The 19576-nt window shown below is 68.0% G+C and carries 15 protein-coding genes; 4 read left to right on the forward strand and 11 right to left on the reverse strand.

Features of this window, described 5'->3' with window-relative positions; all coding sequences use genetic code 11:
- Positions 1-178: 178 nt before the first annotated feature.
- Positions 179-505, reverse strand: coding sequence for a hypothetical protein (locus tag ACV7NL_RS21830; RefSeq protein ID WP_244476854.1), 327 nt, complete (start codon positions 503-505; stop codon positions 179-181).
- Between the two features lie 92 nt (positions 506-597).
- Positions 598-885: a PAS domain S-box protein gene (locus ACV7NL_RS21835; protein WP_056481501.1), complete on the reverse strand. Its 288-nt coding sequence runs from the start codon at positions 883-885 to the stop codon at positions 598-600.
- A 462-nt stretch (positions 886-1347) separates the two neighbouring features.
- Between ACV7NL_RS21835 and ACV7NL_RS21840 the strand changes: the two genes are divergently transcribed.
- Complete coding sequence (locus ACV7NL_RS21840; protein WP_463356859.1) at positions 1348-2454, forward strand: PAS domain-containing protein; 1107 nt, start codon at positions 1348-1350, stop codon at positions 2452-2454.
- Between the two features lie 260 nt (positions 2455-2714).
- Here ACV7NL_RS21840 and ACV7NL_RS21845 read toward each other — a convergent pair whose 3' ends face one another.
- The 7 genes from ACV7NL_RS21845 to ACV7NL_RS21875 form a co-directional block, all read right to left on the reverse strand.
- The gene (locus ACV7NL_RS21845) at positions 2715-3029 is read right to left on the reverse strand and encodes a hypothetical protein (RefSeq protein ID WP_056183390.1); all 315 of its coding nucleotides are present in this window, start codon (positions 3027-3029) and stop codon (positions 2715-2717) included.
- Positions 3030-3036: 7 nt separating this feature from the next.
- Positions 3037-4911 carry a methyl-accepting chemotaxis protein gene (locus ACV7NL_RS21850; protein WP_463356860.1) on the reverse strand — a complete coding sequence of 625 codons (1875 nt, stop codon included), beginning with the start codon at positions 4909-4911 and terminating at the stop codon, positions 3037-3039.
- Between the two features lie 627 nt (positions 4912-5538).
- Positions 5539-7575 carry a GAF domain-containing protein gene (locus tag ACV7NL_RS21855; RefSeq protein WP_463356861.1) on the reverse strand — a complete coding sequence of 679 codons (2037 nt, stop codon included), beginning with the start codon at positions 7573-7575 and terminating at the stop codon, positions 5539-5541.
- A gap of 114 nt (positions 7576-7689) precedes the next feature.
- Entirely contained in the window at positions 7690-8700 is a 1011-nt protein-coding gene (locus ACV7NL_RS21860) for a sensor histidine kinase (protein WP_463356862.1), read from the reverse strand.
- A gap of 314 nt (positions 8701-9014) precedes the next feature.
- Complete coding sequence (locus ACV7NL_RS21865; protein WP_463356863.1) at positions 9015-11489, reverse strand: putative bifunctional diguanylate cyclase/phosphodiesterase; 2475 nt, start codon at positions 11487-11489, stop codon at positions 9015-9017.
- 379 nt (positions 11490-11868) lie between these two features.
- A complete protein-coding gene (locus ACV7NL_RS21870; protein ID WP_463356864.1) occupies positions 11869-12513 on the reverse strand; it encodes a hypothetical protein in 645 nt (214 codons plus the stop codon).
- Between the two features lie 28 nt (positions 12514-12541).
- A complete protein-coding gene (locus ACV7NL_RS21875) occupies positions 12542-13147 on the reverse strand; it encodes a hypothetical protein (protein WP_463356865.1) in 606 nt (201 codons plus the stop codon).
- A 193-nt stretch (positions 13148-13340) separates the two neighbouring features.
- Between ACV7NL_RS21875 and ACV7NL_RS21880 the strand changes: the two genes are divergently transcribed.
- Positions 13341-14324, forward strand: a complete 984-nt coding sequence (locus ACV7NL_RS21880) for a glycosyltransferase family protein (RefSeq protein ID WP_463357191.1) — start codon at positions 13341-13343, stop codon at positions 14322-14324.
- Here the strand turns inward: ACV7NL_RS21880 and ACV7NL_RS21885 are convergent.
- Together ACV7NL_RS21885 and ACV7NL_RS21890 are read right to left on the reverse strand one after the other, a co-directional pair.
- On the reverse strand, positions 14321-15538 hold the full coding sequence (locus tag ACV7NL_RS21885) for a glycosyltransferase family 4 protein (protein ID WP_463356866.1): 1218 nt from the start codon (positions 15536-15538) through the stop codon (positions 14321-14323). The two genes, ACV7NL_RS21880 and ACV7NL_RS21885, sit on opposite strands and share 4 nt — an antisense overlap.
- The gene (locus ACV7NL_RS21890; protein WP_463356867.1) at positions 15538-16578 is read right to left on the reverse strand and encodes a glycosyltransferase family 4 protein; all 1041 of its coding nucleotides are present in this window, start codon (positions 16576-16578) and stop codon (positions 15538-15540) included. The genes ACV7NL_RS21885 and ACV7NL_RS21890 overlap by 1 nt, the downstream gene beginning before the upstream one ends.
- A gap of 60 nt (positions 16579-16638) precedes the next feature.
- Between ACV7NL_RS21890 and ACV7NL_RS21895 the strand changes: the two genes are divergently transcribed.
- Complete coding sequence (locus ACV7NL_RS21895; protein WP_463356868.1) at positions 16639-18693, forward strand: HAD-IIB family hydrolase; 2055 nt, start codon at positions 16639-16641, stop codon at positions 18691-18693.
- Positions 18683-19570 (forward strand): glycosyltransferase family 2 protein, encoded by an 888-nt coding sequence (locus ACV7NL_RS21900; protein ID WP_463356869.1) that lies wholly within the window; start codon positions 18683-18685, stop codon positions 19568-19570. Before ACV7NL_RS21895 ends, ACV7NL_RS21900 begins: the two co-directional genes overlap by 11 nt.
- Positions 19571-19576 lie beyond the last annotated feature (6 nt).

A 19576-nucleotide genomic window follows, 5' to 3' on the forward strand; every position in this document is an offset into this window, starting at 1 on the left:
GTATTTGTTGCAGCGCGCACGGATGATCGCGACCCTGAGGCCGTCTAACCCCGCTTCAGCGTCCGTCAGCCGTGTTCCCGATATCGCCACTTCGACAGGGTCACGTTGGAGGCGGACCACGGCGTCCGCGGTGGTTACGGCAGGCGTGCTCCTCGTCAGGAACCGTCCGGCGCGGCGCTCACGCCGTTATGTTCCGCGAGGCCTCGCGAACCAGGCGGATCGACGCATCGACCTCCCAAGTCGACGCGGCGGTCAACCCGACACTCAGGCTCATCTCGGTGACTGCGCTGATCATCGCCAGCATGTTCGCGGACATCTTCCCGGCGACCGCCGCCTGCTGCTCAATGGCCGTCGAGATCGCGGCCGAGAGTGCATTGATCTCACCGATGGTTCCGCCGATGCCCGCAATGGCGGTCGCGGCCACGTGCGCGGCCGACTGCGTCTCGGCGATCTGACGAGCGATACTTTCGGTGGCCTTTGCGGTCTGGGCCGCGAGGCTCTTCACCTCGGCGGGTATGACGGCGAACCCCCGACCGGCCTCACCGACTCGCACCGCTGAGCTTGCCCCTAGGTCCGATCAGGGGATTGTAGCTGGCCTCAATCCAGACCTCCCGCCCCCATGGCCGATACGCTTGTACGCGGCCGCCTGGAACTCGCCGCGGCCAGGGCTTCCCAGAAAAGACGATCATCGTCGCCCTCCCGCTCGGCCGGACCGACGGACATGGAATGATGGCGACCCCGGATTTCGGCCAGACGATAGCCCAGCGCGTCCAGGAAGGTCTTGTTGGCGGTGACGACCTTGCCGTCGAGGTCGAACGCGATGAGCGCCTGAGAATCGTCGAGCGCGTTGAGCTTGGAAATCCGCGCATGGCTACCGAAGACCATCGAGCATTTCTTTCATTCGATGGACGAGCCGCCATCATGCGACGAAGGGTGACGACCCCTGCTGACGAAGCCTCGATCCGATCTGCGAATTCCGCCTGCATCGTGCAAGTGTCATGGCATCTATCGTTTCATCGTCATGGCGGCTTCGATCGATCGCCAGAATCAGGAAGGTTCTATTTCATAATGGGATGGACCGGTGGGAGCCGCCCAGTGAATTCTTAAAACGCTCCTGGTTCCGCACCCAAAGCCCCGACCGGATTTGCGATCGGTGCGCGTGCCAACGGACTTTCTACGCCATGTCGGCCTTTCTGGATCCGGCAAAGGCACTTCCCTGACATCGTCAGCGAATTTACAACTTCAGCGTGGGCCAATTCGTTTCTCTTAAGAGTCCGAGCACCAAATTCATGACTTGAACTATTTCATGCCCCGATCGGGTGCGAGTGGGCGATCCGAGGACCAGCGATGCCGACACGTTCACTCATGCGGCCCGGCAATTCCGGCGGGATAGCCTCTGCGCCCCGGGCGTTCTCGTCGCGGCATTTCCTCAAGCTCATCGAGGACACGGGCAAGGTGGGTTTCTGGTCCGCCGATCTTCGGGCCGACCGGATGGATCTCTCTCTCGGACTCTACCGCATCCTGGGGCTCGATCCGGCCGCAGAGATGACCTTCGGCTTCGGTCTCGACATGATCCATCCCGAAGACCAGGCGACGCATGGGGACCAGATCGCGGTGCTGCGCTCGGGCCAGCCGGTCAGTCGCGAGTTCCGGATCATCCGGCCCGACCGGACCCAGCGCTGGATCCTCCACCATGCCGAGGCCATTCTGGGTCCGGACGGCGCACCGAGCCACGGCATGGGCGTGGTGTTCGATGTGACCGCGCAGCACGACACCATGAACGCGCTGATGCAGCGGCATGACCGGCTCAACGCGCTGATCGCCGCCACCGCCACGGTGTTCTGGATCAACAAGGCCAACGGCGAGCCGAGCGAGATGCCTCAGTGGATGGCGCTGACGGGGCAGAGCCATAGCCAGATGCAGGGCTTCGGTTGGCTCGACGCGGTGCATCCCGACGACCGCCCCCGCACCCAGGCGGCCTGGGTGACGGCCGTCGAGCATACCGCTCCTTACAACACCGAGTACCGCGTGCTCTGCGCCGATGGCATCTATCGATGGTTCAATGCCCGCGGCGCACCGGTGCTCAACAAGGACGGCTCGGTCCGGGAATGGGTCGGCGTCTGCCTCAACGTACCCGGGCGCAACCGCTACGGCTCGTCCGAAGGTACCGCCCGCAGTTCCGCGCCCCGGGGCACGTCCGCCTCCCCTCCGCCGGGTGACGAGCTGCCGACCCCGGGCCAGATTCGCGCAGCGCGCGCCTTTGCCGGACTGTCGAAGGAGGATCTTGCCCAATTGTCGAACGTCTCGGTCTCGACCATCAATCGCTTGGAAGATCCGAACTCGTCCATCCGGACCCGGAACGATACGGCCATCGCGGTCCGCCGTGCCCTCGAGAAGGCCGGGGTCGAGTTCACGTTCGAGGATGGGGTGAAGCCTGGGGTGCGGGAGGCCTGAGGCTCGGTTGTCCCAAACTTGGTCGCAGTCCGGCGGGACACTGGCTGTCCGGGATCGACCGGCACGCCCCCATCGACGCGCGGTGGAGACGGGGCGGCCCTCCCCCCCTGGTGTCGACAGCGTCTCACGCGGCTCTCGATATCCAGAGGCGTGATATGCGGCGCGATCCGCGGCGACCCGGATGCAGGGCGAAAGGACCCCACATCGGGGGCGATGTCCGACGACCGATTTTTGGCCCAACGCCCGTGTCTGGTCCGGCGTCAGGTGCCGGGTCTGGTGATGGGGCCGTGAAGGGCCGCGTAATCCATGACGGCCTTCGCAAGCCGCGTCATGTTTGCCGCCGCATCTCTGAGCTGACAGACCATCGGGTCGTCGGGCGGCAAGTCGGCAGCAAGCAGGATCACGGCCTCCCGCAAGCCTTCCACCGAGCGCATGATCGCCTCGGACAGGCAGGCAATCTGGCCGTGGCGCGAGCCGAGATCCCTGCCGGCCTGGATCTCCCGTTCGAGCTGGGCTCCCAAGCGACTCATGCCGCTCGGGGACAGATCGACGGGGAGGATGAGCATCTCGGTCATGGCCCCCTCACGCCGCGCGGATCTTGGCAAGGAACCGACTGACCTCGCCATCCAGGTGCTCGGACTGGCGCGAGAGGTCCGAGGCGGCGGTCAGGACCTGGGTGGCCGCGGCCCCCGTCTCTTCGGCCGCGCGGGCGACACCCGACACGTTGCTCGTCACCTCGCCCGTCCCGGTGGCGGCCTCCGTCACGTTGCGCACGATCTCCTGGGTCGCCGCCCCCTGTTGCTGAACGGCTGCGGCGATCGACCCCGCGACGCCGTTGATTTCCTGAATGCGGCGCCGGATGCCGTCGATGGCGCTGACGGCGCTGCCCGTCGCCCCCTGGATGCGGCCGATCTGGCCCGTGATCTCGTCCGTGGCCCGGGCGGTCTGGTTGGCGAGTTCCTTCACTTCGGACGCGACCACCGCAAACCCGCGCCCTGCTTCCCCGGCCCGCGCCGCCTCGATGGTGGCGTTGAGCGCCAGCAGGTTGGTCTGGCTCGCAATGGCCGAGATCATGGCGACGACGTCCCCGATCTTGCGCACGGCATCGCTGAGTTCCTGGACGAGGTCCGCGGTTTGCTGTGCCTCCGCCACCGCCTGGCCGGCAAGGTGCTCGGAACCGGCGACCTGCCTCCCGATCTCGTTGACCGAAGCCCCGAGCTCTTCCGCAGCCGCCGCAACCGTACCGACATTGGCGGCGGCCTGACTGGCCGCCGCGGCCACGGCAGTCGATTGCTGGGCGGTCTCGGTCGCGATCCCCGACATGCTCGAAGCCGTCGCCTGAAGTTCCGTGGCGGCAGACGCGACGGAGGCCAGGACGGCCCCGACCGTCTGCTCGAAGCCGTCGGCGAGGCGCAGGAGGTCCGCCTTGTGGCGCGCTTCGGCGGCGACGCGGTCCCTGGCCGATTCCTCCTCCATTCGCCTGACCTTGTCACGCTGCTCGACCTGGGCGGTGACATCGATGGCGAACTTGGTGATCTGGACGGGTCGTCCGTCGGCATCGAGCACGGGGTTGTAGCTGGCCTCGATCCAGACCTCGCGGCCGCTCTTTCCGAGGCGGCGGAACTGCCCGGCCTGGTGCTCGCCGCGGCGAAGTGCCTCCCAGAAACGGGTGTATTCGGGGCTCGCGCGATGCTCCGGGTCGAGGAACATGCCGTGATGCTGGCCGACGACCTCCGCGGCCGCATAGCCGACGGCGGCCAGGAAGTTGGCGTTCGCCTCGAGGATGCGTCCGTCGAGGTCGAAACTGATCACCGCCTGCGACTTGCGGATGGCATCCACCTGTCCCCGAAGGGCGTTGGCCTCGAGCGTTTGCGCCGTCACGTCGGTAGCGTACTTGACCACGCCCGTGACGACGCCGGCCGCATTGCGGATCGGGTTGTAGGAACCCTGGATCCAGACCGCCTTGCCGTCCTTGGCGAGACGCTTGAACGCCGCGACTTCCGCTCGGCCCGAACGCAGACCTTCCCAGAACGCGGCGTAGGCGCGGCTGTCCCGATACCCGGCCTCGACGAAGAGGCCATGATGGCGCCCGCGAACCTCGTCGAGGGTGTAGCCCATGATGTCGAGGAACGCCGGATTGGCCGAGACCACGGTGCCGTCCGGGGCGAACGCGATGACGGCCTGCGACGCTTCGACCGCCGCGAGGCGCTGCGACCGGTCTTCGCTCTCCAGGCGCGGGGCTGCATCGATCCATTCGAGGACGTAGCCCGAGACCTTATGTCCGGAGAGCAAGGGGGTGGCGGTCACATCGAAATGACGGCCGTCGAAGCGGACCAGAATTTTGTGCCGGTGGCGCAGGCCCGGCGGGATCAGCGGCTGACCGGAGACGTCGCGACAGACATCATCGAGGCGCGAACCCGACAGGCCGGGTCGGCCCGTCCCAAGCAGGTCGATCATGGCCGGGTTCATTGTTCTGATCACCGACTGCGCGTCAACGACAAGCACTGCCAGACACAAGCCGTCGAGCATCGCAGAATCACGGCCAAAATTTCGCGACCGACCCATGAACTCAAACATCGGATACTCCATGTCGCATCAGGAAAGGCCGCAGAGGTATTTGCAGTTACCAGTCCTGAACCTTCCATCATTGTGAAACTTCATCACTTCACAAATTCTGAATTCAAGTCCCCGCGCCGGGCTCGAAACAGGTCTTTCCGAGGATGAGAACCCTCACCGAAGCTTGGTTGAGACGTCTGCCGGCCCGGCATGGAAGAATTCATGCCATGGGTCTCATCGGCCTTGTTCGCCTCTTCGCCGCGTGATCCGACGTCGACCTTGTTCACGGACCTCGACTTCTCACGGGCATCGAGCCTGAACGCCCGGGGCCCGCGGTGATCTATGCAAACCCGGCCTTCGCACGCATTCGTCGATCCGGCGTCGTGCAGATCGGCGAGGGATGGCCGAGCCTTGCCCGAACCCGGCGCGATCGGGGGCCGGGAACCGCGCCGGCTCCGATCCTCGCGGGAGAGGCTCCCCGGGTTCAGCGGATCCTGCCTCGCTCGGGCTTGTCCGATGTCGTGCGCTTCAGACTTCGGCCTGAAAAGCCGCCAGGGGAGCCTCAACCGAGAAGACGAGGCCGGTCGGGTCATAGGAGAGTTCCACTACGCCCCCGACCTGACCGGCGAGCCCGCGCTCGATCAGGCGACTTCCGAACCCCTTGCGCGAGGGCATCGCCACCTTTGGACCGCCGATCTCACGCCAGGTCAGGCGGAGTCTCGCCGCATCGTCCTCGCCGAGAACGTTCCACGAAAGGACGACGCGTCCGGTGCCGTTCGCGAGAGCGCCGTACTTCGCGGCGTTCGTCGCCAACTCGTGGAGCATCAGCGACAGCGACAGGGTGACTTTGCCACCGATCCTGACCTCCGGCCCCGACAGGTCGAAGCGCGACACGGCCTCCGTATGCAGGTGCAGAGCGGCTTTCACCACGTCCAAGAGAGGACTGCTGCCAATCTGTCCGTCGAGAAGCAGATCCTGCGACTGCCCCAGCGCGGAAAGGCGTCCGGCAAGGACCTCGCTCGCAGCCGTGAGGTCGTTGGCCGAGCGCATGGTCTGCGTGGCGATGGCCTGGACGATCGCCAGAAGGTTCTTGAAACGGTGGCTGATCTCGCGGGTTCGGAGTTGCTGCTGCTCCTCGGCGGCGATCCAGCGCATCGCCAGACGCGCCCGCTCCGCGACGGCCTCCGCGAAGGCGACCTCCTCGGTTGTCCAGTCACGCGGTTCCGCGTCGTGGAGGCAAAGGACGCCAACGAGGCGCCCGTCGGTCATCGCCGGGACGTTGACGAGCGCGCCGATGCCGTAGTGCCCGAGCGCGTCGCGGCGCGACGCGGTGCGGGGGTCCGCGCCGATGTCGCGAATCACCACGGTCGTGCCGCGGCGCAAATCCTCGACGTAACGGCCGTAATCGGCATAGCGATGGCTGCCGACGACAGTGGGATGCCCCGGCAGGGTCCAATCGCGCTCGAAGGCAATGCCGCTCGCCGTCGTGTCGACGACGCCGTAGGCCGCTCGGCAGAGGCCGAGGGTTCGACCGGCCGTCTCCGACGCCAGGTAACCGACCTCCTCCGGGTCCGTGAGGCCCCGAAGGCGATCGCTGAGGCGCGTCAGGGCCATCTGTCTCCGGGTCGCCAGCCTGGCCGCCGTCAAATCGCGCGAGACAGCCAGAATGCGCTCCGGTCGCCCGTCGACACCGTTGATCGGGGTGACCATCACGTCCCAGAATTTCCGTCGGCCACGACGGGTTTCGGCCCAGCCCGCGAATCGGCCGACGCCGCCCGCTCGGGCGGTGCGGAGCGCGATCTCCGCCCGTTCTTCATCCGGACCCGACCAGAGTGGGGGCCAGCGCATCCCGGAGAACGGGGCAAAATCGTCGATCTCCATGGCGCGCAAGCCCGGTTCGTTCATGGAGGCGAGCCTGCCGTCGAGGTCGAGCACCTTGATGCAATCCTGGGACGCGGCGAGGACGCCCTTGAGGAACGCTTCGCTCGACTGGAGCCGCGCTGCCGATTCTTCCTGGCTGCACAGGGCTCGTCGCGCCTCCATGAGGGCCATGACCTGCATGCCGAGGGTTCTCAGGACCTGCTCCTGGGCAACGCTGAGACCGCCGTCCCGGGGCTTCCGGTCGAGGACGCACAGGGTGCCGAGGCCGAAACCACATGGGGTTCGCAGCGGGACCGCCGCGTAGAAGCGCATCGGCGCTTCGCCTGTGACGACCGGGTTTGCCTGGGTGCGTGGGTCCAAGGCCAGGTCGGGGATGACGAGCAGGGAGGGCTCCGGCAAGGTGTGGATACAGATCGAACGGTCGAGCCCCGTCTCGGAGCGCTCGAACCCGACCCGAGCCTTGAACCACTGCCGGTCCGACGCCACCAGGGTGATCAGGCCGACCGGCGTTCCGCAGAGTTGCGAGGCCAGCCGGACGAGGCTGTCGAAGGCCTCATCCGCTGGCGTGTCGAGGATACGGTACCGCTCCAGCGCGGCGATCCGGTCAGGATCGCCGAGGCCGAGGGATACCCAGACATCCTCACCGCCTTTCGTCGGCGCATCGTCATTGGGGTGCGGTGTCATGGGTGCGGTGTCATGGGTGTCAGGTCGTTGGCTGCCGGATGACCGAGGCCTGAGTCACCGGGCGGGATGTCATTTGCCGCAAGATCACTGGCCGCGATGTGGTCTGGTGAGGCGTCATGGGGCGAACGCGGAGCTTTGGAGAGCCGTGAGCAGCAGATCGAAACGGCAACGCACGCCCTCCGGCTCGAAGGCCAGCGTGACATCCCCCTGAAGCTGCCGGCACATCCCGTCTTCCAGGAAGCGTCGTCCGAACCCCCTCCGTGTGGGTTCAGCGCGCATCCGCACGCCGCGCTCGATCCAATCGAGGTGCAGGCGCGGTTCGCCCCCATCGCCGCAAGCCCGGATTTCCCAGGTCACGGAAAGTCGGCCTTCGGGTCTTGAGAGGGCACCGGAGGCGATGGCGTTCAGAGTCAACTCGTTGAAGGCGAGAGCCAGTGTCACGGTGGCCTCGGGGCCGAGACGGATCATCGGGCCGCCCATCGTGATGCAGGCGCGATCCGCGAAGGAAGCGAGATTGCTTGCGATGAGCTCGCGAAGCTCGACCGATTCCCATCGTCCCGCCTCCAGCAGGTCATGGGCGCGGGACACGGCGACCAGCCTGGCCTCGAAGGCGTGCCGGAACGCAGCGGGGTCCGGCGTGTGGCGCAGCGTCTGCGTGGCCATCGACTGGATGGTCATCAGGGTGTTCTTTACGCGGTGGTTCAGTTCGTCGCTCAAGCGGCGCTGCCGGCGCTCGGCCGCGATGCGGTCGGAGATGTCGCGGACGACCTTGGATGCGCCGACGACCTTGCCGCTTCCGTTCCGGATCGGCGTGACGCGCAGCAGAACATCGATGATGCGGCCGTCCTTGTGCCGGCGCCGGGTCTCGTAGGCATCGACGGGTTCGCCCCGTCGGATGCGGACGAGGAGGTCGGGCATCTCGTCTCGTCGGCCCGCCGGAGCCAGCATGGTCACCGGCCGTCCCATGGCTTCGAGGCCGGTATACCCGAACAGGCGCTCGGCTGCGGCGTTCCAGGTCGCGATAAAGCCATCCAGCGTCTTCGACACGATGGCGTCGTCGGAGGATTCGATGATGGCGGCAAGCCAGTTCTCGGCCACGTTCGCATCGTCGGTCTCAAGGGGCATCGATCGGGGCTTTCTCGGTTCCCGCGCCGGTGTGGCCCAGTCTCCGGGACGAGGAAACGATGACGTCGTCGCGCGTGTTCGGATGGTTTGGCCCGGCACCGGCTGGCGAATGGAGCCTCTCCTGTCACCCGCCTCCTCCTCGGGGGTCTGCGGCTGCCGAAAATCCCTAGGGCGTTACACAGCGACGCTACTTAAAGCCAAGCGGCTTTCAAGGATGATTGTTGATCATTCGAGATAAAATCGCCGTGAAATGAGATGAAATCGACCACTCGTTTCGTGCACTTCAACGATCGACCGAAATGACAGGTTTTCGCTCATGCCGGTGGTTGAAAACGCCGCTGCAGCGGCTGGCGAGGCCATCCGGGTCGCCCGGGCGGTTCATTGACCGGCCTGACCAGCGAGAGGGTCGGCGTCCGCGTGCGGTCCAACTCGCCGCCACACCCGCCCGCCGGCTGCGGCGGCGCTTCGATGCGCGCGATCAGGGCGGTGATCTCGCCGGCCGGTCGGGCGGGGCTGTAGAGAAACCCCTGGGCGATGTCGCAGCGCTTGGCCCGAAGAACGTCGAGCTGTGCCTGCGTCTCCACGCCCTCCACCGTCACGTTCATCGACAGGGCCCGCGCCATTCGGGCGATCGCCTCGACCACGGCGACCTTCTCGGGCCGTCCCTGCAAGTCACGGACGAAGGACCGGTCGACCTTCACCTTGTCGAACGGAAATTCGGTCAGGTAACTCAGGCTGGAATAGCCCGTGCCGAAGTCGTCGAGAGCAATCCGCACGCCCAGGGCGCGCAGGCGCTTCAGGTTGCCCAGCACCGCGGGTCCATGGTCGAGCAGAACGGATTCGGTGATCTCGATCTCCAGGTTCTCCGGCGCCAATCCGGTTTCCCGGAGGATGGCGGCGACCTCGTCGTGGAACGTCGGCATGCGGACGTGGATGGAGGAGATGTTCACGGCGACCCGCAGGTCGGCCCACAGCCGGGCGTCGGCGCAGGCCCGGCGCAGGGCCCACCGGCCGATCTCCACCACGAAGCCGGTCGCCTCCGCGATCGGGATGACTTCGCCCGGCGAGACCCAGCCGTGGCCGGGCTTGTTCCAGCGCAGCAGCGCTTCGAAGCCGACGACCCGCCCGCTCCGCATGTCGACGAGCGGTTGATAGTGCAGTTCCATTTCGTCGGACGCGAGGGCAACGCGCATGTCGGCATCCAACTGGCGATGGCGCAGCGCCTTCTCCTCCAAGGACGGGTCGAAGCCCTGCCACCGTCCCTTGCCGGCGGCCTTGGCGGAATAGAGCGCCAGGTCGGCGCGCATGAGCAGGCTCTCGGGGTCGACGGCGTCGTCCGGGGCGTAGGCGATGCCGACGCTCGCGCCGATATCGAGGCGCACGGAGTCGATCTGGAACGCGCGGCGCAGGGCGGACACGATGCGCGTCGCCAGCGCCTCCGCAGCCTCCGGGTTGGTATCCGGAACGACGAGCGCGAACTCGTCGCCCCCGAGCCGGAAAGCCGAGGCTTTGGACCCTGCGAGGTCGGTGAGGCGCAAAGCCACGGCCTTCAGAAGCCGATCGCCCGTTCCGTGCCCGCGCTCGTCGTTGACGGCCTTGAAGCCGTCGAGGTCGAGATAGAACAGGGCGCCGCATCGTCCCGTCGACACGCCGTCATCGCAGAGCGCCTGAACCGCTTCCTGGAACGCCGCACGATTGGGCAATCCCGTCAGGGTGTCGTGTCCGGCGAGGAACGTGATGCGTGCCTGGGCTTCGCGGCCCGCCGTGGTGTCCGATCCAACACCGCGATACCCCTGAAACGTTCCCGACTCGTCGAGGACGGGCTTTCCGTTCAGGGTCCACCAGCGGATGCCGCCCGATGTCCGCAGCCGTACCGTCCGGTCACGGAACGGCGCGCGCGCCTCGATCGCCGCGACGACCGCGTCGATTTTCGCACGGCCCTGGGGGCCGTCCGCGTAGCGATAGAGGATATCGGCAAGGGTGCAATGGTGCAGGCCGGTGGCATCGACACCGAGCAACTCGCCAAGTCGTCCGGAGGCATGCCGCAAGCGACCGGTGTTGTCGGTCTCCCAGAGCCAGTCTCTCGCCCCCTCCTCGAAATCATTGAGGAGCAGGCCGATGGTCTCGTTCTGCTCCTGCACCTTGAGACGGTCGAGGATGCGCTGGTGGGAGAGGCGACACATGCGGCGCGCGCTGATGAACACGAACGTCGCATAGATGACCAGCAGAACCGCGATGTATCCGCCGACCGGCGCGTCCGTTCCGGCCAATCCGACGATCGCGCCAGCGACGACGGGAGCGACGAGCAGGATCGCGACGGAGAAAATCGGGCCGACCACGTAGGCGTCGGAGATCAGCCCGGCACAGACGGCGACCACCACGATCCGATAGGCGTTGTCCACCGACGGAAGCAGCATCGCCGGCATCGTCGACCAGACGAGCCCGAGGCCGAAGGAAAGCACCTTCGCGAGGAGAAAGCCGCGGCGGACCGCCGTTGGGGTCGCGCAATCGCGGAACCGCCTCCGGTGGTGCCGTGTGGCGACGAAGGTCGCCGCGCACAGGGACGTCACACTGATCGCGAGTCCCATCAGATAGGTGTTCGGGGCGATATCCCAGAACATCCAGGCGAGCGACACGACCACGGCGGCCTGCGTGACGGCCGAAAAGTTGGCGAGGTGCAGGGTCTCGCGAAGCAACGCCGTGCGGATGTGCCGTTGGAAGCGATCGTCATTGCCGCCCGGCACATTCGATCCATCGCCGTGGAACACTGCGTCGTCGGAGACCGACATGGCTTTCATTTCCCCTCGTTCGACGTCATGTCGCCGCTGTCGGGTGATGTATCGCAGTGACAAGCTGCCGACGGTTCAAGCCGATCCGCGAAAAGCGGGAGCATCCCGTGGATTCCGTGGGCGTTTTCGTAGCATTCCGCCTCAGCTTCACCGGATCGTTCCAGTAAAGGACGAATTTTTGTCATCAACGGTTTCGTAGCTCAATCTTCGAGCGTTGCCTTCGACGACATGTGAAGGTGAATTTTGAAGGTGTCGGCCGTGATGGGCCTCTGAACTTGTGATCTTGTCCGGCCGAGCGACATCCGCGACTCTTCGATTGGCCACCCATGACGGAGGCCTTCTGCCGCGGCAATCCGACGGGTTCGTCGCTGCGCGATGGCTATGCGCTCTCCCAGGCCGTCCGAACGGGGCCGGTCACCGTATCCGGCTTCGAAGGGCCGATGAAGATCACCACCGGACCGTGCTCGGCCCGTCGCGGGTCGTAGAAGTCGAGCAGGTCGGGAGAGCGCTCCTGGATGAAGTCCGGACAGAGGCCTTCCCGGCGCAGCAGGTGATCGATGACGACCTGATCGCCGTGCACGGCGTTCGGCACCGGGCCGCAGGAGCCGGCCGCCATCCAGCGCTCGGGCTCGGCCGCGAAGGTGGCGTAGAGGAAGTCGAGTTCGGCGCCGTGCCACCGCAGCAGGGCGCTGGAGAGGCGGCCCTTGTGGAAGTAGTCTTCCATGGCGGCCAGGCCCGGCTCGGCCAGGGCATCGGCCGGCCCGGTGAGGACGGTGTCGAGGTCGCAGAGCAGCGTCAACCCGTCTGTCAGACCCGGGCGGAACGCCTCCATCTTGGCCCACCACGCCGGCCAGTCGTGCCGGAGCGGCACCCGCTCGACACCGGCTACCGCGAGAGGAAGGTCCGTGAGGCAGAGGATGCGGTCGAAGGCCGGGGCGTGGCGGCGGACGCCGCGTGCCAGGCGCTCGACCCAGGCCGCATCGTAACGTCCGCCGCTCTTCAAGACGGTGATGAGAGTCGTCATCGGATGAGCGTGATCCTGATCGATGCGGTCAAGAAGAACAGGGGAAGAGCCGGAGTTGCCCGGCCGTCTCAGCCTGCTGGAACCAGGCCCGCTCGGCGGCCCATGGGTGCCCGGGCCAGCCGTCGAAGCCGAAGCCATAGACTTCGGCCGGGCTGTGCCGGAGGGGCCGACCCTGCAGGAACGCCCGCGTCACGAGAAAGCCGGTGCTCGGGTTCGGACGTCCCGTGGTACCCGGTGCCAGGTCGCGCCGCGCCGCCTCGTGCAGATCCTCGGGCAGGATGTGAACGGGTTTGCCCAGGGGGGCGAGCAGCGCCATCGCCTTGCGGGTCCAGCATACCTGTTCGGGCCGATTGTGCTCGGCCGGCAGCATCGGAAATGGAAGGATGAACGCCGCCGCGCGCCGGACCACCGGGCGATCGAGAAAGCGCGGGTCGGCGAGCCATTCGCGCATCTGTCCACCCCGGTTGACCAGGGCGAGGTGGGTGACCCGGTGGCCGGTCCGGCCGCCGAAGCCCGGCGCATTGTTGAAACGCACCACGCTGGTGGCGGCATCGATCGCCGCGGCGGCATCGAGACCCGGCGCATTGCCCACGATGGCGAGTGTGCCCGGTGCGGAAGAGGACAGGTCGAGCATGTGCGGAGGGTCGACCTGAGCCATCACTTGCGGCAGGGATTTGCGGAGCAACCGAGGTATGGCGCTGGCCCGGCCCGGCAAGATCCCTTCCGTGGCGGCAAGATCCTTTCAGTGATGGCAAGATCCCTTCAGTGATGGAAACATCCATCCAGCAACGGTAAAATCCCTTCGGTGAAGGAGCCAGGGACCGATGATGCGGCGATGCTTCGTCTGCGGCGCCGACATGCTCGGACCAAGCACCCGGCACCTCGTCTATCCCGACGGGCAAAACCGGTTGTTTCCGATGGCCTGCGGCTCCTGCGGCCTCCTGCTGGAGGCGGAGGCCGATCCCGCTGCGTGTCGCGCGCATCTGGCCGAGCGCCTGGCCGGCCCGATCTTCGAGTCCGACCCGCGCGCGCCCTACGGCCTCGACCTCTACACCCTGCGCAGCGCCGCGACCGGCCACGCCCGTGGTGTCCGGCCCTGCGACGCGGCGGGCCAGACCGCCCTGCGCCACCCCCATAGCCGACACGCCGCACGGGCGGCACTCTACGGGCTCGACCGGGCCGTCGGGATGCCGGTCTCCCTCGGCCTGCTCTGCCGCCCCGACGCGTTGGACGCGGTCCTGGCGACGCTCGCGATCCATGCCGCCTGGACCGACGACGTCGTGATTCTGCTCGATGCGCCGGTGCGGCCAGCCGATGTGGTGCCCGCCGCCGGATTTCCGCCGGGGGTCGTCCAGGTGGGAGCCCGGCCGCTCGCGGGTGATTTCGCCGCCCAGCGCAATGCCCTGCAGGACCTCGCCCGCCATCCCTGGATGCTGCAACTCGATGCCGACGAGACCCTGGCCGTCGAGGCCGGCCGGCGCCTGCCGGCTCTGGCGGCCCTGGCCGAGGCAGGGGACGTCGTCTCGGTCGGGCTGGCGCGCCGGAACCGGGTCGACGGCCTCCTCGCGGACGTCTATCCGGATGTGCAATACCGACTGAACCACCGGTCCGTGCGATATGCGGGGCGGGTGCACGAGCGGCCGGTGCTCGACGGCGGCTGGCCGCGGAGCCTGATCAGCCTGCACGGGGCGATCGAGCACCATCTCGACCGAGCCCACGTCCTGGCGCGCTCGCGGCACTATGAGCGCCTAGCCCCCGGGCGTGGACGCCCCGAGGAGGAAACCGCGCTGCTGCGCCCCTACCGCGATTAAGGCTCCGGGTCTTCCGACGCGTAGCCCTCGACGCGAAATCGGACCGCCGCGATGGCCCCGGCGTAGAGAGCGAGTGTCTCGCGAGCCAGGATCTCCCGGGTGAACCGGCCGGATGCCGCCAGCGCCCGGCTGCGATAGGCCCGGCGCAGAGCCGGATCGGCGAGGAGCGGGCGCAGGGCGTCGGCGAGAGCCGGGCCGGTGGCCTCCTGCGCCAGGGGACCTGCTCCCGGCACACCCACGAAGGCGCGGGCGCTCGCATCCTCGGCGCAGGCCAATACGGGCCGGCCATAGGCCAGCGCCTCCTGGTAGACGAGGCCGAAACTCTCGTAGCGCGAGGGGGCGAGCACCGCGTGCGCCGCCGCATAGGCTTGCGCCAAAGCCGCGGCGGGCACTCGCCCCCGGGCGTGGATTCGCGCGCGCGCCGCCTCCGGCAAGTCGGTCGGCAGATCCTCCGGGGGCACGCCGATCAGATCCAGCCGGAAGGCGGGAGCGGCACCCCGCTCCGCCTCGTCGCCGAGGATCGCGACCGCGTCGAGAAGCGCGTCGAAGCCCTTGCGCGCCTCCGCCCGGCCGACGAAGAGCAGGCGCACCGGCCCGTCCGCATCCGGGTAGGACGCGCAGCGCGCCGATGCCAGGATCTCCGGGGGAAGGCTGAGGCCGATCACCGCCTCGGGCTGCCGGCCGGACAGGCCATAGGCTCGGGCGATCACCGTCCCGTGCTCGGCGGTGTTGGCGATGAGCCCGGCGCTGCCGCGTGCTTGGCGTCGCTCCAGGGCATCCGCGCTCCGGCCATCCAGGCGGTCGCGCAGCGAGCCGCGTGAATCCCGCGTGAAGGCGGCCGGCGTCGAGCTTCGGGTCACCAGCGGCAGGTCCCGGCGCCCGGCCAGCATCACGGCGGGAGCGTACCAGTTCGTCGCCTCGACGATGTCGAAGGGGACGCGCGCATGGTCGGCCAGGACCACGCGGCGAAAGGCCAGCGGCGCGGCGAGGTGCCCGGCCGAGCCCCAGAGCCGCAGACGGGCCAATCCGCCGCCGGGCGGCAGGGCGGCGCCCACCACCGTCACGCCGCCGATCCGGTCACGGCCGATCCGGTCGAGCGTGAAGACCGTGACCTCGGCTCCCGCTTCCGCGAGGCTTTCGGCGATCTCCCGGGCCGCCGTCGACAATCCGCTCGGGGCCGGCGGGTAATCCCACGCGAGAAGGGCGACGCGCATCAGGCCGCGAGCAGGCGATGATAGATCGCGAGATAATCGGCTGCCATCCGTTCGGCGGTAAAGCGCGCCTCGAAGCGGCGCCGGATATCGGCTCGGTCGAGGCGGTCGATCCTCCCGAGGGCCGCCACGGCTTCCGCCTCGGAGCCGACGATGAACCCGGTGACGCCGTCCTCGACGATCTCCGGCACGGAGCCCCGGTTCCAGGCCACCACGGGGGTGCCGCAGGCCATCGCCTCGATCATCACGAGTCCGAAGGGTTCGGGCCAGTCGATCGGGAAGAGCAGCGCCCGCGCGCCACCCAGGAGGTCCGCCTTCCGGGAATCGTCCACCGGTCCGAGATAGGTCGCGTCGTCGCCGAGGAGCGGCCGCACCCGGTCCTCGAAATAATCGGGATTGCCGACGTCGATGGTGCCCCCGAGACGGATCGGGATGCCGGCGGCGCGCGCCACGCGGATCGCGGTGTCCGGCCGCTTCTGGTCGGTCATCCGGCCCACGAAGGCGACGTGGTCGCTGGGCTGCGTCCGCAGGGCATAGCGATCCCGCGCGATGCCGTGGTGGACGATCCCGGCACGATTTGCGACCGGTATGCCGGTTTCCTGCGCGGCCGAGATCGCCGCCACCGGCAGGTCGGGAAACCCCGCGAAGAACAGCGCCCGGTCGAGTTCGTCCACCCGCCAGTGGACGGTGGTCAGGCTGTGGCGCCGGCGTGCGCCGAGAAGCGCAGCATGCGCGAATTCGCCGTGGCCATGCACGATATCGAAGGTGTCGAGCCTCAGGCGCAAAGCTTCCAATTGCAGGGCGTCCAGGGCCGCCGGGACGCCGGGGGCGACGCGTCCGTGACGGCGCTCCAGGGCGGCGAGGCTTGGATTGTCGCCGACCCGCGGCAAGTCTGTCGCACTGTCGGATGATGCAAAAAGCGTTATTTCCACGCCCAGGCTTCGTAGTGCCGTGCTTAGGTCGTGAATGACCCGCTCCGTACCGCCATGATGCTCAGGGGGAACGGGAAAAATGTTCGGGGCGACTTGGGCGACACGGATCAAAACGTCTTCCTCGACTTTAACATACATTTATTCGATTGTTCGTGAGTCGCTAGCGGCCTGATGTTTATCTTACATGTCGCCCTGCAAGGCTGCCTGCGCGGCGGCGGTGTCGTGTTCGGCCTGACCGCCGACACGGGAGGCCACATTCGCTATCTGCTGGATCTGGTAGCGGCCTCGTCCCAGGACATAGGCCTCGATCGGATCGTGATGGCGACGCGCCTGTTCGAGGGCGCGCACGGCCCTGATTACGCCGTGCCCGAAGAGCTGATCTCCGACAAGGTCACGCTCGTGCGGCTCGCGAGCGCGTCACCGGATTACCGCGCGAAAGAGGACATGCACGCGGAGGTCGCCAGCTTCGCGCGCAGCCTCATGGCCTGGATCGCCCTTCAGCCGCGCGCGCCCGACATGATCCACGCCCACTACGCCGACGCCGCGTCCGTCGCCGCGATCGTCGAGGCCGAGTGCGGCATTCCCTTCGTGTTCACGGCCCACTCCCTGGGCCGGGTCAAGGCCTCCATGCTGGGTTCGGGCGCCGAGGATGACCCGGACCTCGCCCGCCGGATCGGCGCCGAGGAAGACGCGCTGGCGCGCGCGCGCCTCGTCATCGCCTCCTCCCGCGACGAGGCCGAGGTGCAGTATGCCGGATATGCGGCTTACGATCCCGGCCGCATCCGCGTCCTGCCGCCGGGCAGCGACTTGGCCCGCTTCGCGGCGTCCGAGCCTCTGCCACGCGTGGACGCCACCATCGATCGCTTCCTGCGCGACCCGGGCAAGCCCACCCTCCTGGCTCTGGCCCGGCCGGTGGCGCGCAAGAACCTCGGCGCCCTGGTGCGGGCCTACGGAGAGAGCCCGATCCTTCAGGCCCGGGCCAACCTGGTGCTGATGGCCGGGACGCGCGAGGACATCGACGCTCTCGACGGCGACATGGCCGACACCATGCGGGAGATCCTGATGCTGATCGACCGCTACGATCTCTACGGCCGCGTGGCTTATCCAAAGACCCACGGTCCGGAGGACGTGCCGGCGATCTATGCCTCTGCGCGCGCGCGGGGAGGCCTCTTCGTCAACCCTGCCCTCAACGAACCCTTCGGCCTGACGCTACTGGAGGCCTCGGCGTCCGGGCTACCTTTGGTCGCCACCGACAGCGGCGGCCCCAACGACATCGTCGAGACCTGCGGCAACGGACTTCTGGTCGATCCGCGCGCGCCCGACGCGATCGCGGCTGCCTGCCTGCGGCTCCTCGACGAGCCCGCCCTGTACGCACGCTGCGTGGCGGGCGGCGCCCGCGCCGCGGCCGCCTACGACTGGGATCAGCACGCCGCGCGCTACCACGCCCTGTTGCGGGCGCTGCTGGCACCCGAGCCGCCGCTGGCGGCGCCCCGCCAATTGCTGGTGTGCGATATCGACAACACGCTGGTAGGCTGCGCGGCGGCGCTCGGCATCTTCCGGCGTTGGCGCAGCCGGCAGGCGGGCCTGGCCTTCGGCGTCGCCACAGGTCGCTCCTTCCACAGCGCGATGGCGATCCTCGAACAGCAGGACAGTCCGCGACCGCAGGTGATGATCACCTCGGTGGGCTCGGAAATCTACCATCTCGACCCCAACGGCGTGACCTACACGGCCGATCTGGCCTGGCGCGCCGTCGTATCCGCCGGCTGGGAGCGTTCCGCGGTGGCGGCTGCGCTCGCCGGTCTCGACGGGCTGATGCCGCAGGGCTCCCTGGAGCAGCGCGGGCACAAGCTCAGCTATTTCGCGGATGCGGCAACCGTCCAGACCGTGCGCGCAGCCCTGGCGCAGGCGGGGTTGCGCGCCAACGTGATCCACAGCCATGGCCTCTACCTCGACGTCCTGCCGCAGGCGGCCTCGAAGGGCACGGCGGTCGGTCATGTCCGCGACCTCTACAGCCTGCCCGGGCGAGCCGTCTTCGTCGCCGGCGATTCGGGGAACGATGTCGAGATGCTGCGCGCCCAGTCCCAGGCGATCATCGTGGCGAATTATTCCGACGATCTGGCGAGCCACGCGGCCCTGAAGCATTCCTACGTGGCCCGCACCTCGCACGCTCGCGGCATCATCGAGGGCGTCGGCCATTTCCGCCGGATGCTGGCCGATGCCGGCTGAGGCATCGCCGCCGCTCTCGCCGAGCGTACTCACGCTGGTTCGGGGCCGGGCCGACCGCCTGCGCAACCTCATGCGGGGCCTGGCCCGACAGACGGTGCCCCCACGCGAACTGGTGATCGCCTGGATGCAGCCCGAGCCGGCCCCGGACCTGCCCGACCCGGGTTGTCCGGTCCGCCACCTCTTCGTCGCGGGAGAACCGATGCCGCTGGCCGCCGCCCGCAACCGTGCCGCCGAGGCGGCAGGCGGCGACCTGCTGCTTTTCCTCGACGTGGACTGCATTCCATCTCCCACCCTGGTGGACGCCTACCGGCACGCGGCAATGCAGGGCGAAGGCCTCTTTCTCGGCGAAGTCCTGTATCTGCCGCCGGGGCTGGACCTCGCGGCGGCGTCCGACGAAACGGCCTTGGCCCGCCTCGGCCAGATACATCCGGCCCGGCCGGCGGTGCCGCCGGCGGGTCTGCGACGGGAGCCCGATCCCGGCCAGCTCTGGGGCCTGTCCTTCGCGCTGCCGGCACGTGCCTGGCAGGCGGTCGGGGGCATGGACGAGGCCTATGCGGGGTATGGCGGGGAGGAGACGGACCTCGCCGTCCGCCTGAATGCCGGAGGCCTGCCGATCTTCTGGGTTGCGGGAGCGCGCGCCTATCACCAGCACCATCCGGTCCACGTGCCGCCTCTCCAGCACTTCGAACCGATCCTCGCCAATGCCGCGCGCTTTCACCGAACGCACGGGCACTGGTGCATGACCTACTGGCTCGGTCAGTTCCAAACCGCCGGACTGATCGCCTGGGATATGGAGGCTCCCGCGATCCGGGTCATCCGGCTCCCGGACGCCGCCGAGATCGCCGCCGCCCTGCGGCCCGACGCCCTGTTCTCCTGACGATTT

It is taken from the genome of Methylobacterium sp. Ger2507 (assembly GCF_055231875.1).

Coding starts and splice junctions, on each gene's coding strand:
- ACV7NL_RS21845 (WP_056183390.1), bottom strand. CDS start 3,029: ATGACCGAGATGCTCATCCTCCCCGTCGATCTGTCCCCGAGCGGCATG.
- ACV7NL_RS21860 (WP_463356862.1), bottom strand. CDS start 8,700: ATGCCCCTTGAGACCGACGATGCGAACGTGGCCGAGAACTGGCTTGCC.
- ACV7NL_RS21850 (WP_463356860.1), bottom strand. CDS start 4,911: ATGATCGACCTGCTTGGGACGGGCCGACCCGGCCTGTCGGGTTCGCGC.
- ACV7NL_RS21870 (WP_463356864.1), bottom strand. CDS start 12,513: ATGACGACTCTCATCACCGTCTTGAAGAGCGGCGGACGTTACGATGCG.
- ACV7NL_RS21835 (WP_056481501.1), bottom strand. CDS start 885: ATGGTCTTCGGTAGCCATGCGCGGATTTCCAAGCTCAACGCGCTCGAC.
- ACV7NL_RS21865 (WP_463356863.1), bottom strand. CDS start 11,489: ATGTCGGTCTCCGACGACGCAGTGTTCCACGGCGATGGATCGAATGTG.
- ACV7NL_RS21895 (WP_463356868.1), top strand. CDS start 16,639: ATGTTTATCTTACATGTCGCCCTGCAAGGCTGCCTGCGCGGCGGCGGT.
- ACV7NL_RS21875 (WP_463356865.1), bottom strand. CDS start 13,147: ATGCTCGACCTGTCCTCTTCCGCACCGGGCACACTCGCCATCGTGGGC.
- ACV7NL_RS21840 (WP_463356859.1), top strand. CDS start 1,348: ATGCCGACACGTTCACTCATGCGGCCCGGCAATTCCGGCGGGATAGCC.
- ACV7NL_RS21900 (WP_463356869.1), top strand. CDS start 18,683: ATGCCGGCTGAGGCATCGCCGCCGCTCTCGCCGAGCGTACTCACGCTG.
- ACV7NL_RS21855 (WP_463356861.1), bottom strand. CDS start 7,575: ATGACACCGCACCCCAATGACGATGCGCCGACGAAAGGCGGTGAGGAT.
- ACV7NL_RS21880 (WP_463357191.1), top strand. CDS start 13,341: ATGCGGCGATGCTTCGTCTGCGGCGCCGACATGCTCGGACCAAGCACC.
- ACV7NL_RS21885 (WP_463356866.1), bottom strand. CDS start 15,538: ATGCGCGTCGCCCTTCTCGCGTGGGATTACCCGCCGGCCCCGAGCGGA.